This is a genomic window from Streptomyces sp. NPDC002130 (assembly GCF_040296465.1).
GTDB lineage: Bacteria > Actinomycetota > Actinomycetes > Streptomycetales > Streptomycetaceae > Streptomyces.
Window position 1 is genome coordinate 1 of the sequence record NZ_JBEOXI010000065.1, and the last position, 15146, is coordinate 15146.

Consider the following 15146-nt stretch of genomic DNA (forward strand, 5'->3'; position numbering starts at 1 on the left):
GATACGAGTAGGACCAATTCTTGACGCGGTTCTGCTGAACAGTCATGTTCGAGCCGCAGTCATGGCAGATCAGGACGCCGAGGAACTTGGTTGCCCCCTCCGGGCGCCGGGTGGGCTGGTTCCTTCCCCGACGGTCGAGGGCCTCCTGGAGGCTGTTGAACTCGTCCTCGGTGAAGATCGGGTCTGCCACGCGGATGGGCTTCGCGTCGCTCCCCAAGACGATCTTCGAGCGGCGTACGCCCCCGTTCTTGTCCTCTTCTACGCGGTAGCCCATGAGCGCCGGGTTCCTGAGTCGGCGGAGCTGTGTCGACGCTGTCAGGCCCGATCCGCAGAGGCCGGCTCGCACAAGGACCTTGACCATGCGCCGGGCGGAAGCCGGCTTGTCCCGCAAGGCGGCCTTGTGGCACCAGTGCAGTGCCCGGTGCGCGTCCTCGTTGATGACGAGTACGACCTTGCCGTTCTCGTCCTCAGCCGTCTCGTATCCGTACGCCGGCTTGCCCACAAGCCAGTCGCTCTGTGTCTTGGTGGCTCGCTACACGCGTGCTGGTATTGGCGGCCTCGATCTCGGCGATGCCACCGACGATCGTGACCATGATCTTCCCGGCCGTCGTGGTCAGGTCGATCGAGTCGTTCTTGGAGACGAGGTTTTTCCCGTACTTCAAGCACCAGTCGATCATGGTGCTGAGGTCCGAGAGGCGACGTACGAAGCGGTCCAGCTTCCAGAAAAGGATCTCGTCGAACTCGGGGGCCCGGTTGTTCAGCCAGTCCCCTAGCTCCTTGCGCTTCCACGGCGGGACCTTCGTCGCCGAGACGTTGAGATCGCTCGCGACTCCGACCATTCGGCAGCCACGCTCCCTGGCGAGCAGGCGTAGATCGAGTTCCTGCCGGACGGGCGATGTCGTGTCGTCGGTGAGGACCGACAGACGCACGGACAAGAGTGCCCGCGGTGCGTCGTCCAGCAGGAGGGCTTCCGCCTTCTTCAGCTCCCGTAAGAGCGCTAAGTCAGCCTCGGACCATTCGGCATCAATCGAGTACAGCCCGCGGTCAGTTGCGGCGCGGGTCCTCGTTCGCTTCCCCATGACCTGCACGGTAGCGGTTTTGGGTCCGTTGGTGAATGGCCGCAGATGGACACGAGCATCCAGCCCTACGGGCAAGAAGCTGCTGCCCCTGACGGTCAAGAACGCTGCACCGGCTCCTGGCGGGCACACGCACTGAGGAGAGCCGTCCGGTCCTGCTGTCGGTCCATCGTGAGTGGCCGACAGCAGGTGGAGGTGCGTCACCGCAAGAGTTCGCGGATCTTGAACAGCAGCATCGTGATGGCGATGAAGGTGCCGCCTGCCCATTTCGCCGCGTCGAGGATCGTCGCGTGGAGCAGAACGGCCAGCACGCCTGCTGCGAGGCCTGTGAAAAGGCCGATCAGCAGGGCGATGATGATGAGCAGGGCTCCCTGCGACAGGCCTCCGGCAGGAGGAGGCGGCGCCTGAGTCATGAGGCCTCCTGGGTGAATCGAGTGGACTGGGGCGCTCCGCGGTGGGGGAGTACTCGGACGACGGTTGCCGGCTGACCGAGCGCTCCCCTTCCCGGGTATCGAGATCACCGGGGGATTTCGTCCCGTCGTGGTCAGGAATTCGAAAGTGTCCGAGGGGCCCTTCTTCGCGGTTGGCTCCGCAGTGTGGGCGTCCTTTCTGGATTCCCTGTCCCACCGCTATGCCCCGAGCTGAGGAAGATTGGCGCTCCGGTCGGTGATGACCGGGCGTAACAGTTCTCGATCTCCCAGAAGGATTCGAGATGGCTCTCTATGCTCTATTGTGCATCGACGATCTCCTAATTGCCGAGAAAAGCGTGATTCAGTGCGCTGACGTGTCGCGGATGCCGAATCCGGGCCTCCGTCAAGTCACGGCTGCGAAGCCTTCCGGCGTCAGGGAGCGGTCCTCGTACCACCAGACTGCCGGCGCGCTTCCTCCGCGGCGCGACGCAATTCCGCCGCAGTCTGGGGTGCGAGCCAGTGGAGGCCGATCAGTGCCTTGAGGTCGGTCATGGATATCTTCACCCTTGCCAGGCACTCCGGCCGTGTGCAGGGTTTACCTGGACCTTCAATCTGTGTAATCGCTCGCACGGGTGGCTTCTGTCCGGTGGTCCTCAGGAATTGCCGGATGTGGCCCACGGCTCATCCGAAGAAGGGGAAGCGAAGCACACGCTGCTCGCGTCGCGCCCCAAGTGGGAGGACCAGGGAGGTGAGAGGGCCGTTCTGAGGGGGACCCGCAGAGGAGGTCGAGTTGATGACGCTCCCCCGGGGGATCGACCCGGCCAGGTTCCCCCAGTTCAGAATGTGTGCTGGGGGAGCCGTCAGGTCAGGCGGCCTTCTTCGCAGACTCGCCGGGCGACCTCGCGGAGCTTGACGTTCTTCTCCTGCGAGTAGCGACGCAGTACGTCGAACGCCTGCTCCTCGGTGAGGCGGTGGCTGCCCATGAGGATGCCCATGGCCTCACCGATGGTGTGGCGCGTGGCCAGTGCCTGCTCCATCTGGGCGTGGCTGCGGGCGCTGGAGAAGGCGACTGCCGCGTGCGAGGCCAGCAGCCAGCCGGCGGTCTCGCTGTCGTCCGTGAAGGACCCCGGCCGGTGCGAGTAGAGATTGAGCGCGCCCAGATCCTCGTCCTCGGTGTACAGCAGGAAGCCCATCATGCTGCCCACGCCCAGTTCGCGGGCCCGGGTGGCGTAGGCAGGCCAGTGCTCCTGCTCGGCGGTGAAGTCGGCGATGCGGAACACGCGCTCGCCGGTGCTGGTCCGGGCCGCGTCGAAGCAGGGGCCCTCCGCGAGGCGCTCCTGCAACCGGTCGCTCTCGACGACCAGGTCGTCGGTGGGCGCCAGCGTCTCCACGCGTTTGCCGTGCAGCAGGAGGATGCCGGCCGCGTCGCACCCCGACACGCGCTCGGTGGCCGCTCTGGTGATGTGCTTGAGCGTGGCGCCGACCGAGTCCTGGGCGAGCAGATCGCGCGCCATGGAGGCCATCTCCCGTGCGAACACGCGCCAGTCCACTGTCGTCCTCCTCGGTCCGAGTGCCGGGCATGCATACCTCCTGCCACGGTGTCACGTGTCGCACACACCGGCAGGCCGCGCGACCTGGCCGCGGCGCACATGAGCAGCCCCCTTGCGTAACCTATCGAATCTCGATAGATTTCCATCGCAGGCCGATCGAAGGGGTGGCGATGGGGAAGCTTGCCGTGGCGGCGTTGCGTGGAGTGCTCGTGGTGCTGCTCGCCGGGTCGTTGTTCGTGCAGGCGGTGATGGTGCCGCTGCTGGCCGTGGACATGAACGGACTCAGGCCCGAGTACGCGTACTTGCGCACCCCGATCCTGGTGATCACGATCCTGGGTATCGTGACGGCACAGGTCGTCGTGGTCTGCGTGTGGCGGCTGGTGACGATGGTGCGCCGCGGGACGGTGTTCTCCACTGGCGCCTTCCGCTATGTGCACATCGTGATCGGCGCGTTCGTGGCGGCCGCCCTGCTGGTCTTCGCGCTCGCGGTCGTGCTCGCGCCGGGCGAGGCCGTCGCTCCCGGGGTGGTCCTTCTGCTGTGCGGGGTCGTGGTGGCCGTGCTCGGCGTCGCGCTGGTCGTGCTCGTGCTGCGGATGCTGCTCGCGCAGGCCGTCGCACGCGACATCGAGGCGGCCCAGATGAAGGCAGAGCTGGAAGAGGTCATCTGATGCCGATCGCCGTCGACATCGACGTGATGCTGGCCAAACGCAAGATGTCCGTGGGGGAACTGGCGGAACGCGTCGGCATCACCCCCGCCAACCTGGCGGTCCTCAAGAACGGCCGCGCCAAGGCGGTCCGCTTCTCCACCCTCGCCGCGCTGTGCGAGGTGCTGGAGTGCCAGCCGGGGGACCTCCTGCGCTGGGAGAAGGACCGAGCGGCGGACCCCACAATGCCCTGATGGAGAACATCAGCATCCGCCCGGCCCGGCCCGCCGAACTCGCGGCCGTGGCAAACCTCCGGTGGGAGTGGCTCGTCGAGAACGGCTCGGAGGACCTCGGCGAACGCGACGATTTCGTACGGCACTTCGTCGCATGGGCGGGGGAGAACGCCGGCTCCCACCGCTGCATGGTGCTCGTCCGAGGCGACCGGGTCATCGGAATGGCCTGGCTCGCCGTCGTGCAGCGCGTGCCCACGCCCCGGGCGCCGCGGCGGGCCTCCGGTGATCTGCAGTGCGTCTACGTCGTACCCGAGGCACGCGACTGCGGACTGGGCGGGCGGCTCATCCGGGCCGTCCTTGACGGCGCCCGCGAACTCGGGCTGGAGCGCGTGACCGTCCACTCCAGTACGCGGGCCATCCCCGCGTACGCGCGCAGCGGCTTCCAGGAGTCGTCCCGGCTGCTGCAGGCGCAGGTCGCCCGGGCCTGAGCCGTATGATCTTGTGCCGAGTGGAGGAATCGCGGGAGAACGGGGCGGACTGTGCGGTGCTGGATCCGGGCGGGGCACTGAGAGCGTCTACGACGGCATGGATCTGGAGAAGCATCCCCGCGAGGGTTCCGAGGCACGGGTCGATCTGCACAAGCGGCCGGCCGAGCCACCCGCCCCGCGCGAGCCGCAGCCGCCCGCCCCGCGCGAGCCGCAGGCCCCCGAGGGATGCCTCACCGTCGCCATCAGGATCCCTGTACGGATCATCGTGCTCGTCCTGGTCGTCCCCGTGCGGATGCTGTGGGACGCGCTCGTCGTCACCGGGCGGTTCCTGAACGACGCGCTGCTCCGGCCGCTCGGTCGGGCGCTGCTGTGGGTCGGTCGCGCGGTGTTCGTCTGGCCGTTCGTCGGGCTGTGGCGCTACGTCGTCGTCCCGGTGGGCAAGGCCCTCGGATGGCTCGGCCACGTCCTCGTCGTCGTGCCGCTGGTGTGGCTCCACCGCTGCGTGCTGACCCCGGTGGGGCACGCGATCGCATGGGTCGCCCGGGGTTTCGGGGCGGCGATCGGCTGGGTCGCGCGGGGTGCGGGAGCCGCGCTCGGCTGGGTGTACGCCTACCTCCTCACGCCCGTCGGCCACGCGGTGATGTGGGTCCTGAAGGGGCTCGGCGGCGGACTGGCCGCGCTCGGCATCGGCGTCTGGACGGTCCTGGCCTGGCTCGTCAGGTACCTCGTCGTCGTACCGGCCGGGTGGCTGTACACCTGGGTGCTCGCGCCCGTCGGCCGCGCGGTCGCCTGGTGCGTCAAGGGGCTCGTACGGCTGGTGAGCACGGCCGTCACCGGAATCGGCGTGGCTCTCTACTGGATCGCCCGCATCCTGCTCGTCCTGCCCGCGCTCGCCCTCTGGCGGTGGGTCCTCACGCCGGTCGGACGCGTCCTCGCCGTCATCGGGCGGGAGGTGTGGGACGCCCTCGGTCACGCCTGGCGCGTCGCCGGGCACATCTCGCTGGCCGTCGGGCGGTTCCTCGGCACCCTCCTGCGGTGGATCTTCGTCGAGCCGGTGCGGTGGGTGTACCGCAGCGTGCTGACACCCGTCGGGCACGTCGTCCGGGACGCCGTCCTGCGGCCCGCGGCCGAGGCCGCCCGCAGTGTGCGGCGGGCCACCCGGCAGGCAGTGGCCGCCGCCCGCGAATCCGTACGCCAGGCCCGCGCCGACTTCCGGCGGATGCTCTTCGGTGAGCCTCGCCGGCCGCAGCTCGCCGACCGTGGGGAACCTTCGGGGCGCGAGGCACGTACTCTTGGTAGCAGTACGACCGCTCTCACGAAGGACTGAACGACACTGGGCAAGCGACAGCCCGAAGGCCCGCCGCCCGCACCCGCGGTGCAGCGCATCCGACTGCGCTACACCAAGCGCGGCCGCCTCCGGTTCACCAGCCACCGTGACTTCCAGCGCGCCTTCGAGCGTGCGTTGCGCCGTGCCGAGGTGCCGATGGCCTACTCGGCGGGCTTCACACCGCACCCGAAGGTGTCGTACGCCAATGCCGCACCCACCGGCACGGGCAGTGAGGCGGAATACCTGGAGATCGCCCTCACCGCGCCCCGCGACCCGGAGCAGCTCAGGGCCCTTCTCGACGAGTCGCTGCCCACCGGGCTCGACATCACCGAGGCGGTCGAGGCCCGCACCTCGGGGCTCGCCGACCGGCTGACGGCTTCCGTCTGGGAGCTCCGGCTGGACGGAGTGCCGCCGGAGGAGGCCCGCCGGGCGGCGGACGCCTTCAACGCGGCCGGGACCGTCGAGGTCCAGCGGCTCGCGAAGAACGGCGTCCGTACGTTCGACGCCCGTGCCGCCGTGGCGAGCCTCGAGGTCCGCGACCTCACGGAAACGCACAGTTCGCAGGCTGATAGGCCGACCGACCAGCCCTGTGCGATACTGCGGCTGGTTGTTCGGCACGTGACGCCTGCCGTACGACCCGACGACGTCCTGTCCGGTCTCCGCGCCGTGGCCGACCTGGCGCCGCCGGTCCCCGCAGCGGTGACCAGGCTGGCGCAGGGGCTGTTCGATGCAGAGACCGGCACGGTGACCGACCCGCTCGCGCCCGACCGCGAGGCAGTCGAGGCCCACTCAACGGCCGAACCGACTGCCACCGCGGCGGCGCCGGCGTAAGGAAGGTTCCGCGTAGGGACGGACGTCGTAGCGCCGCCCTCGGACTCGGGAGCCACCTGGGTCGGGCAGCGCACCGACCAGAAGACTTTCGCCAGGCCGTACGCATTCGGCGTACGGAACCGGCGAGACAGGACACAGAGAGCTCCCGTGCGGCGCCCGCGCCCCGGACGGCGGCGAACGCGCACAGCGCGCGCCGCGGACGTCACCGGCATCGCCGGACCAGGCGCGGCGCCCGGGAGCCTGACGGGAGACAAGCCCGCATGCTCGAACCGACCGAACCCACCGAGGGTTCCGAACAGAACACCCCCAGCGACACCCTGCCGCCCCGCCGGCGGCGCCGTGCCGCGTCCCGCCCGGCGGGCCCGCCCACCGGTGCCTCCTCCGACGCGCCGGTGGAGACCGTCGCGCCGGCCATAGCGGCCGCAGAGGCCGAGGACCTCGCGGCCGACGTCGTAGAGGCCGACGAGGTCGAAGCAGCCGCTGCCGGGGCGGACCGGGCTCCCGAGGCCGTCGAGAGTGACGAGGCCGCCGCGCCCGCCCCGCCCAAGCGGCGTCGCGCCGTGCGCCGTGCGTCGGCACCCGCCGGCGCTCCGGAAGCCGCAGAGGCCGCCCAGACCGTGGTCCCGGTGACCGCCGCCACCCCCGCCGCCGACCGGACGGCCGAGCCGTCGGAGGCCGCCGAGCCGTCCGAGGCCGCCGTGCCCGCCGAGGTTTCCGGGGACGCCGCCCCCAAGCGCACCCGGCGTCGTGCCACCCGCACCGTGACCTCGCCCGCCGCCACCCCTGCGGAGACGGCCGCGGCACCGGCCGAGGCCGAGGCCGCCCAGCCGGCGGTCGTGACCGACGGCGCCGTCGAAGGAGCCGAGGCCGCTGAAGAGGCTGCTCCGCGTCGGACTCGCCGGCGTGCCTCGCGGAAGGCGTCCGCGCCTGCCGGGGCGCCTTCCGCCGCGGACGCGGTGGAGGGGAACGCCGAGGAGGCGAAGGAAGCTGTGACCGAGAACCCCGCCGCCGAGCCCGCCCGCGCGTCCGGGGCCACCGCCTCCGAGACCGCTGCCGCCGAGCCCGCCCCCGCTGCCGAGGCCCCCGCCGACACCGCCGCCGAGTCGGCCGAGTCGGTCGAGGAGACCGGTCCGCGTCGCCGCCGCCGGGTCGTGCGCCGGGCCGCCGGTGGCTTCGCCGAGCCCGCCCAGCCCGCCAAGGGCGGGAGGGCCTCCAAGGCCGCCGCTCCGGTGTCCGCGGATGCGGCCGACAGCGAGAGCGAGTCGTCCTCGCGTCCGAGGCGGCCCGCCGTCGCGCTGTTCCAGGCGCCCGTCTTCACCGAGCCCCAGTTCCAGACGCCGGAGCGGGCCGCTGCCGCTGCCGCCGCCGAGGCGGCCGGGGCCGAGGAGCCCCAGGAGGCCGAGGAGTCCGCGCCGACCGAGGCCCAGCGCGAGGAGCAGACCGGCGGCTCGCGTCGCCGCCGCCGTCGCCGCGGTGCCGGCGACGAGCCCGAGGCACAGGCCCCCGAGACCGCCGCCGTCGACACCACCGCCGACGAGGCGGAGGAGGCCGACGAGTCCGCCGAGGACCAGGCCGACGGCGATGAGCAGGACGAGTCCGAGGGCACCGGCTCGCGCCGCCGCCGTCGCCGGGGCGGCCGCCGCCGCAGGCGCGGCGAGTCGGCCGACTCCGACGGTGAGGGCGGCGAGGACGCCGAGTCCGAGCAGAGCGCCGAGCAGGACACCGAGGACGGCGCCGAGGAGGACGACGAGGACACCGAGGACGCCACCGACCGCGACGAGTCCGGCTCGGGCGGCTCCAGCAGCAGCCGCCGTCGCCGTCGCCGCCGTCGCCGTGCCGGTGACTCCGGCACCGACTCCGAGGTCTCCGACGACGACCCCGAGCGCACGGTCGTCAAGGTCCGCGAGCCCCGCCCCAAGGCCGAGCCGTCCGACGAGGTGCAGTCCATCAAGGGCTCGACCCGTCTGGAGGCCAAGAAGCAGCGCCGCCGCGAAGGCCGCGAGCAGGGCCGCCGCCGCGTCCCGATCATCACCGAGGCCGAGTTCCTGGCCCGCCGGGAGGCCGTCGAGCGCGTGATGGTCGTCCGCCAGAACGGCGACCGCACGCAGATCGGCGTCCTCGAGGACGACGTGCTCGTCGAGCACTACGTCAACAAGGAGCAGTCGACCTCGTACGTCGGCAACGTCTACCTCGGCAAGGTGCAGAACGTGCTGCCGTCGATGGAGGCCGCCTTCATCGACATCGGCAAGGGCCGCAACGCCGTGCTGTACGCCGGTGAGGTCAACTTCGAGGCGCTGGGCATGGCGCACGGGCCGCGGCGCATCGAATCCGCGCTCAAGTCCGGCCAGTCGGTGCTCGTCCAGGTGACGAAGGACCCCATCGGCCACAAGGGCGCCCGCCTGACCAGCCAGGTCTCCCTCCCGGGCCGCTACCTCGTGTACGTGCCCGAGGGCTCCATGACCGGCATCAGCCGCAAGCTGCCCGACACCGAGCGGGCCCGGCTGAAGACCATCCTCAAGAAGATCGTCCCCGAGGACGCGGGCGTCATCGTGCGCACCGCCGCCGAGGGCGCGAGCGAGGACGAACTGCGCCGGGACGTCGAGCGGCTGCAGCAGCAGTGGGAGGACATCCAGAAGAAGGCCAAGAACGGCAACGCGCCGACGCTGCTGTACGGCGAGCCGGACATGACCGTCCGGGTCGTGCGCGACATCTTCAACGAGGACTTCTCCAAGGTCGTCGTCAGCGGCGACGAGGCGTGGTCGACCATCCACGGGTACGTCTCGCACGTCGCGCCGGACCTCGCCGAGCGGCTGTCGAAGTGGACCTCCGAGGTCGACGTCTTCGCCACGTACCGGATCGACGAGCAGCTCGCCAAGGCCCTCGACCGCAAGGTCTGGCTGCCCAGCGGTGGTTCGCTGGTGATCGACCGGACCGAGGCGATGGTCGTCGTCGACGTCAACACCGGCAAGTTCACCGGCCAGGGCGGCAACCTCGAGGAGACCGTCACCAGGAACAACCTGGAGGCGGCCGAGGAGATCGTGCGTCAGCTGCGGCTGCGCGACCTCGGCGGCATCATCGTCATCGACTTCATCGACATGGTGCTGGAGTCCAACCGGGACCTGGTGCTGCGGCGCCTGCTGGAGTGCCTGGGCCGCGACCGTACGAAGCACCAGGTCGCGGAAGTGACCTCGCTGGGGCTCGTGCAGATGACCCGCAAGCGGGTCGGGCAGGGGCTGCTGGAGTCCTTCTCCGAGACCTGCGTCCACTGCAACGGGCGCGGTGTCATCGTGCACATGGAGCAGCCGACGGCCCTCGGAGGCGGCGGCAAGCGCAAGAAGCGCGCCCGTGCCGGTGCCGCCGAGCAGCCGCACGTGCACGAGGCGGCCGTCGACACCGCCGAGACCGTCGAGCAGGAGGCGGAGACCGAGGCGGAGGTCGGAGCCGAGGCCGCCGAGCCGATCGCGCTGCCCGAGCCGGCTTTCGAGCCCGACGAGGAGCTGTACAGCAGCGCCGCCGAGGCGGAGGCCGCGGCCGGCCGTGGGCGGTCGCGTCGCCGGGCGAGCCGGCGGGCGTCGGCTCCGGCGGGTACCCCGCGCGGTGAGGCCGCCGAGCCGAAGGCCGAGCAGGGCAGGGAGAAGACCCGGCGCGGCCGGGGCAGGGCCGAGCAGGCCGAGGCCGAGGTGCCGACGGCGCAGGACGTGACCGCCGAGCAGGAGGTCGCCCGTCCGGTGCAGCCCGAGCCGGCCGCCGAGGCGCAGGCCGAGCCGGTGGCCGTCGAGGACCCGGTGGTCGAGGCCCCGCAGGCCCCGTCGGCTCAGGCGGCTCAGGCCTCTGTAGCCGCTCCGGTCGAGGAAGCCGCTCCCAAGGGCCGTACCCGGCGGCGGGCCACCCGCAAGGTGTCCGCTCCGGCCGGTTCCCCTGCGGGGGCCGAGGCGACCGTGGTGACGGTCGCCGAGACCGCCCCGGTGGCCGACGCCGCTGAGGCGCCCGAGCAGGCCGCACAGCCCGAGACCGCCGAGCCGGCCGCAGAGGCGCCCGCCGAGAGCGCCGCCCCGGCCCGTCCGCGGCGCCGTGCCGTGCGCAAGCCCACGGCGTCCACGGCGTCCGAGGAGACGGCCGTCGTGGTCGTCCCGTCGGCCGCGTCCGAGGAGGCCGTGTCCGGGGCCGCGGAGGTGCCCGCGTCCGACGGTGCCGCCACGGAGGAGGCCGCCGAGGAGTCGGCCCCCGCCAAGAAGACGGCCCGCAAGACGGCCAAGAAGGTTACGGCGAAGAAGGCCGCCACCACCAAGAAGACGACGGCGAAGAAGACCGCCGCCAAGAAGACGACGGCCAAGAAGGCGGCGAAGACCACCAAGACCGCCGCCAAGAAGACCGCGTCGAAGAAGACCGTGGCGGCGGAGCAGTCGGCGTCGTCCGCGTCCTCCGTCTCGGCCTCCACCGACGAGGGCTGAGATCCACTGCCTGTGCGACCGGCGTGACCGGTCGCACAGGTGGCGGGCCCGGCTCGGTTTGACCCCTTCGACCGCGGCCCCGTAACCTTGACCGTCGGCGTGTCGACTGACGCGTCACATCCCCGTAAACCTTCATCCTCCGGGCGCCGGGCGCCAGGAGAGGCTGCTCGCTGAGTCGGGCGGCTGGCCTGCGGGGGTGCCGTTTCCCGAGCGAGAGAGTGAGTCCCGCGTGTACGCCATCGTGCGCAGCGGTGGTCGCCAGCACAAGGTTGCTGTCGGCGACATCGTTGAGGTTGACAAGATTTCCACTGCCAAGGTTGGCGACTCGGTCGAGCTCTCGACCCTGCTCGTTGTCGACGGCGACGCCGTGACCAGCGACCCGTGGGTGCTGGCCGGCATCAAGGTCCAGGCCGAGGTCGTGGACCACCACAAGGGCCAGAAGATCGACATTCTGCGCTACAAGAACAAGACCGGTTACCGCCGTCGCCAGGGCCACCGCCAGCAGTACACGGCGATCAAGGTCACTGAGATCCCCACGGCTGCGAAGTAAGGGACTGAGGAGAAATGGCACACAAGAAGGGCGCATCGTCCACCCGGAACGGTCGCGACTCCAATGCCCAGCGGCTCGGCGTGAAGCGCTTCGGCGGTCAGGTCGTCAACGCGGGTGAGATCCTGGTCCGTCAGCGTGGCACCCACTTCCACCCGGGCTCCGGCGTGGGCCGTGGCGGCGACGACACGCTGTTCGCCCTCGAGGCCGGTTCGGTGCAGTTCGGCACCCACCGTGGCCGCAAGGTCGTGAACATCGTTCCGGTCGCCTGATCGGAAACTTTCGCGAGGCGGACCTCACTTCCCTCACGGGAAGCGGGTCCGCCTTTCGCGTGTTACGCAGAGAACAACCCCGTAGAACCTCGTACACATACGTACGCACCTGGAGGCACATCCCATGACCACCTTCGTGGACCGCGTCGAGCTGCACGTCGCCGCGGGTAGCGGAGGCCACGGCTGTGCCTCCGTCCACCGTGAGAAGTTCAAGCCCCTCGGCGGGCCGGACGGCGGCAACGGCGGGCGCGGCGGGGACGTGATCCTCACCGTCGACCAGTCGGTCACCACGCTGCTCGACTACCACCACTCCCCGCACCGCAAGGCCACCAACGGCAAGCCAGGCGAGGGCGGCAACCGCTCCGGCAAGGACGGCCAGGACCTCGTCCTGCCGGTGCCGGACGGCACAGTGGTACTCGACAAGGCGGGCAACGTCCTCGCCGACCTGGTCGGGCACGGCACGTCGTACGTCGCCGCGCAGGGCGGCCGGGGCGGGCTGGGCAACGCGGCGCTGGCCTCCGCGCGGCGCAAGGCGCCCGGGTTCGCGCTGCTCGGTGAGCCGGGGGACCTGCGGGACGTCGTCCTGGAGCTGAAGACCGTCGCCGACGTGGCGCTCGTCGGGTACCCGAGCGCCGGCAAGTCGTCGCTGATCTCGGTGCTGAGCGCGGCCAAGCCGAAGATCGCCGACTACCCCTTCACCACGCTCGTGCCCAACCTCGGTGTCGTCACGGCCGGTTCGACGGTCTACACGATCGCCGACGTGCCGGGGCTGATCCCCGGGGCCAGCCAGGGCAAGGGCCTCGGCCTTGAGTTCCTGCGGCACGTGGAGCGGTGCAGTGTGCTCGTGCACGTGCTGGACACCGCGACGCTGGAGTCCGAGCGCGACCCCCTCTCCGACCTCGACATCATCGAGGAGGAGCTGCGGCAGTACGGCGGGCTGGACAACCGGCCGCGGATCGTCGTCCTGAACAAGATCGACGTACCGGACGGCAAGGACCTGGCCGAGATGGTGCGGCCCGACCTGGAGGCGCGCGGCTACCGCGTGTTCGAGGTGTCGGCCGTGGCGCACATGGGCCTGAAGGAGCTGTCGTACGCGCTCGCGGAGGTCGTGGCGAAGGCGCGGGCCGCGAAGCCGAAGGAAGAGGCCACCCGGATCGTGATCCGGCCCAAGGCCGTGGACGACACCGGCTTCACCGTGACGCAGGAGGCCGACGGCCTGTTCCGGGTGCGCGGTGAGAAGCCCGAACGCTGGGTGCGCCAGACCGACTTCAACAACGACGAGGCCGTCGGCTACCTCGCGGACCGGCTCAACCGGCTTGGTGTCGAAGCGGAGCTGATGAAGGCCGGCGCCCGAGGCGGCGACGGCGTGGCCATCGGCCCCGAGGACAACGCGGTCGTCTTCGACTGGGAGCCGTCCGTGACGGCCGGGGCCGAGATGCTCGGCCGCCGCGGTGAGGACCACCGGCTCGAGGGGGAGCGGCCGGCCGCGCAGCGCCGCAAGGACCGGCAGGCCGAACGTGACGAGGCGCAGCAGGAGTTCGACGACTTCGAGCCGTTCTGAGTTAACAAAAAGCAAATTTGCAACGGACTTGGGTGCAACCAAGTCGTTCTCCGGTGAGTCGTACAGGGCAGTGCGGTGAGGATCTTGTTCTTCACCGCACACCAACTGCCCAGCAGATCAACGGAGTTGACGTGCCCCAGTCCATGAGCAAGCGCAGGGTCGGCCGAGCGGTCGCCGCGGCCATCGCCGTCGTCGCGGCCGTGACCACACCGGTGGCCGCGCACGCCGCCCCGGCCGCCCCGTCCGTCGCCAAGAAGCTCCAGGACGACTTCAACGGCGACGGCTACCAGGACCTGGCCGTCGCCGCCTCGCGCGGCAAGGTCGACGGAAAGGCCCAGGCCGGATACGTGGCCGTCGTGTACGGCTCGGCCAAGGGCCTCGATCTCACCCGCAAGCAGGTCATCAGCCAGAACACCCCGGGCATACCCGGTACCGCGGAGACCAACGACGACTACGGCGACGGTCTCGCCGCCGGTGACCTCGACGGCGACGGCTACGCCGACCTGGTCGTGGGCGCCCCGGGCGAGAGCGTCGGGGAGGTCACCTACGCCGGTACGCTCGCCGTGCTGTGGGGCGGGAAGCAGGGCCTGTCCGGCGGTACCGCCGTCGCCACCGGAACCGAGGAGGACCGGGTCGACCCCGAGACACCGGCGCTCGGCGACTTCGACGGCGACGGCCATCTGGACCTCGCCACCGGCAACCGCCTGCTGTCCGGGCCGTTCGACCGCACCACGGGTGCCGCGAAGAGCCGGACCCTGGCCATCGAGCCCGCGTACGTCACGGACGATGTGGCGGCCGGGGACGTCGACCACGACGGCATCACGGACCTGGTCGCGCTCATCCACGACGTCAGCGACGACGACATGCACGACCCCGACTACAGGCACCGGCGCGCGGTCTTCCTGCGGGGCACCCATGACGGCCTGAGCGCCCCCGTCCCGGTGAACAACCCCGACGGCACCCGCATGCGCGGCGGCGAGAGCCTCGGCGTCGGTGACGTGGACAAGGACGGGTACGCCGACCTCGTGATCGGCCGCCCGAACGACGGCTTCGGCGAAGCCGACCTCGACGACCCGCTGCTGAAGGGCGGTCAGATCGGCGTGGTGCACGGCTCGGCCGCCGGCCCCGACACCTCGCGTACGACGATCATCACCCAGGAAACCCCGGGTGTGCCCGGAAGTTCGGAGTGGTCCGACGGTTTCGGCGGGAGCATCTCCGTCGGCGACGTCAACGCCGACGGCTACGCGGACGTCTCCACCGGCAGCGCGAGCGAGGACCTCGGGGAGGTGTACGCGGCCGGCCAGGTCACCGTCCTGCGCGGCGGCAAGAAGGGGCTCACCGGAGAGGGCGCCTACAGCATGAACCAGAACACCAAGAACGTCCCGGGCACGGCGGAGCGGAACGACTTCTTCGGCGGCGACACCAACCTGCTCGACGTCAACGCCGACGGCCGGGCCGAACTGTTCGCCGGCGCCACCGGCGAGAACCGGGACGGCGGCGTCTGGGCGTTCCCCAACCCGGTGAACACTCCCACCGCGACCGGCTCGGTCAGCTTCGGCGCGGGCACCCTCGGCACGGTCCCGAGCGGCTCTTCCCTCGGCAGGGGTTTCGCCCGCTGACCCGTCACTGATCACCTGTCAGACTCGCCCCGGCAACGGCTTGTTCCGATGCTGGCGGCGAGTCTCTCTTTGTCTGCTTAGTTGTCATGTACGTGAACCCCGGCGTTCAGCGGGCGGACCGCCCGCGAGCGTGAAGC

Annotated in this window: 12 protein-coding genes and 1 pseudogene; 10 read left to right on the forward strand and 3 right to left on the reverse strand. The window is 70.9% G+C overall.

Annotated features, from left to right (window positions below):
* The 3 genes and pseudogenes from ABT116_RS15120 to ABT116_RS15130 form a co-directional block, all read right to left on the reverse strand.
* Window positions 1-1079 (reverse strand): annotated as a pseudogene (locus tag ABT116_RS15120) (recombinase family protein); the annotation flags it as partial.
* A 197-nt stretch (window positions 1080-1276) separates the two neighbouring features.
* Complete coding sequence (locus tag ABT116_RS15125; RefSeq protein WP_351632779.1) at window positions 1277-1489, reverse strand: hypothetical protein; 213 nt, start codon at window positions 1487-1489, stop codon at window positions 1277-1279.
* 857 nt (window positions 1490-2346) lie between these two features.
* Window positions 2347-3036, reverse strand: a complete 690-nt coding sequence (locus tag ABT116_RS15130; RefSeq protein ID WP_351632782.1) for a GAF and ANTAR domain-containing protein — start codon at window positions 3034-3036, stop codon at window positions 2347-2349.
* 170 nt (window positions 3037-3206) lie between these two features.
* On the opposite strand from ABT116_RS15130, the gene ABT116_RS15135 reads away from it, so the two are divergent.
* The 10 genes from ABT116_RS15135 (at window position 3207) to ABT116_RS15180 (ending at window position 15009) form a co-directional block, all read left to right on the forward strand.
* Window positions 3207-3704 (forward strand): DUF2975 domain-containing protein, encoded by a 498-nt coding sequence (locus tag ABT116_RS15135; RefSeq protein WP_351632785.1) that lies wholly within the window; start codon window positions 3207-3209, stop codon window positions 3702-3704.
* Window positions 3704-3934, forward strand: a complete 231-nt coding sequence (locus ABT116_RS15140) for a helix-turn-helix domain-containing protein (RefSeq protein ID WP_351632787.1) — start codon at window positions 3704-3706, stop codon at window positions 3932-3934. Before ABT116_RS15135 ends, ABT116_RS15140 begins: the two co-directional genes overlap by 1 nt.
* On the forward strand, window positions 3934-4401 hold the full coding sequence (locus tag ABT116_RS15145; protein ID WP_351632789.1) for a GNAT family N-acetyltransferase: 468 nt from the start codon (window positions 3934-3936) through the stop codon (window positions 4399-4401). Before ABT116_RS15140 ends, ABT116_RS15145 begins: the two co-directional genes overlap by 1 nt.
* Window positions 4402-4498: 97 nt before the next feature.
* The gene (locus ABT116_RS15150; protein WP_351632792.1) at window positions 4499-5728 is read left to right on the forward strand and encodes a hypothetical protein; all 1230 of its coding nucleotides are present in this window, start codon (window positions 4499-4501) and stop codon (window positions 5726-5728) included.
* A gap of 48 nt (window positions 5729-5776) precedes the next feature.
* Window positions 5777-6559 (forward strand): TIGR03936 family radical SAM-associated protein, encoded by a 783-nt coding sequence (locus ABT116_RS15155; RefSeq protein WP_351632795.1) that lies wholly within the window; start codon window positions 5777-5779, stop codon window positions 6557-6559.
* A gap of 260 nt (window positions 6560-6819) precedes the next feature.
* Window positions 6820-11010 carry an Rne/Rng family ribonuclease gene (locus ABT116_RS15160; protein ID WP_351632797.1) on the forward strand — a complete coding sequence of 1397 codons (4191 nt, stop codon included), beginning with the start codon at window positions 6820-6822 and terminating at the stop codon, window positions 11008-11010.
* A 229-nt stretch (window positions 11011-11239) separates the two neighbouring features.
* Window positions 11240-11560, forward strand: coding sequence for a 50S ribosomal protein L21 (rplU, locus tag ABT116_RS15165; RefSeq protein ID WP_030836278.1), 321 nt, complete (start codon window positions 11240-11242; stop codon window positions 11558-11560).
* Window positions 11561-11574: 14 nt separating this feature from the next.
* Window positions 11575-11829, forward strand: a complete 255-nt coding sequence (gene rpmA, locus ABT116_RS15170) for a 50S ribosomal protein L27 (RefSeq protein ID WP_031107501.1) — start codon at window positions 11575-11577, stop codon at window positions 11827-11829.
* A gap of 124 nt (window positions 11830-11953) precedes the next feature.
* The gene (obgE, locus tag ABT116_RS15175) at window positions 11954-13390 is read left to right on the forward strand and encodes a GTPase ObgE (RefSeq protein WP_351632801.1); all 1437 of its coding nucleotides are present in this window, start codon (window positions 11954-11956) and stop codon (window positions 13388-13390) included.
* A gap of 131 nt (window positions 13391-13521) precedes the next feature.
* Complete coding sequence (locus tag ABT116_RS15180) at window positions 13522-15009, forward strand: VCBS repeat-containing protein (protein WP_351632804.1); 1488 nt, start codon at window positions 13522-13524, stop codon at window positions 15007-15009.
* Window positions 15010-15146: the final 137 nt, after the last annotated feature.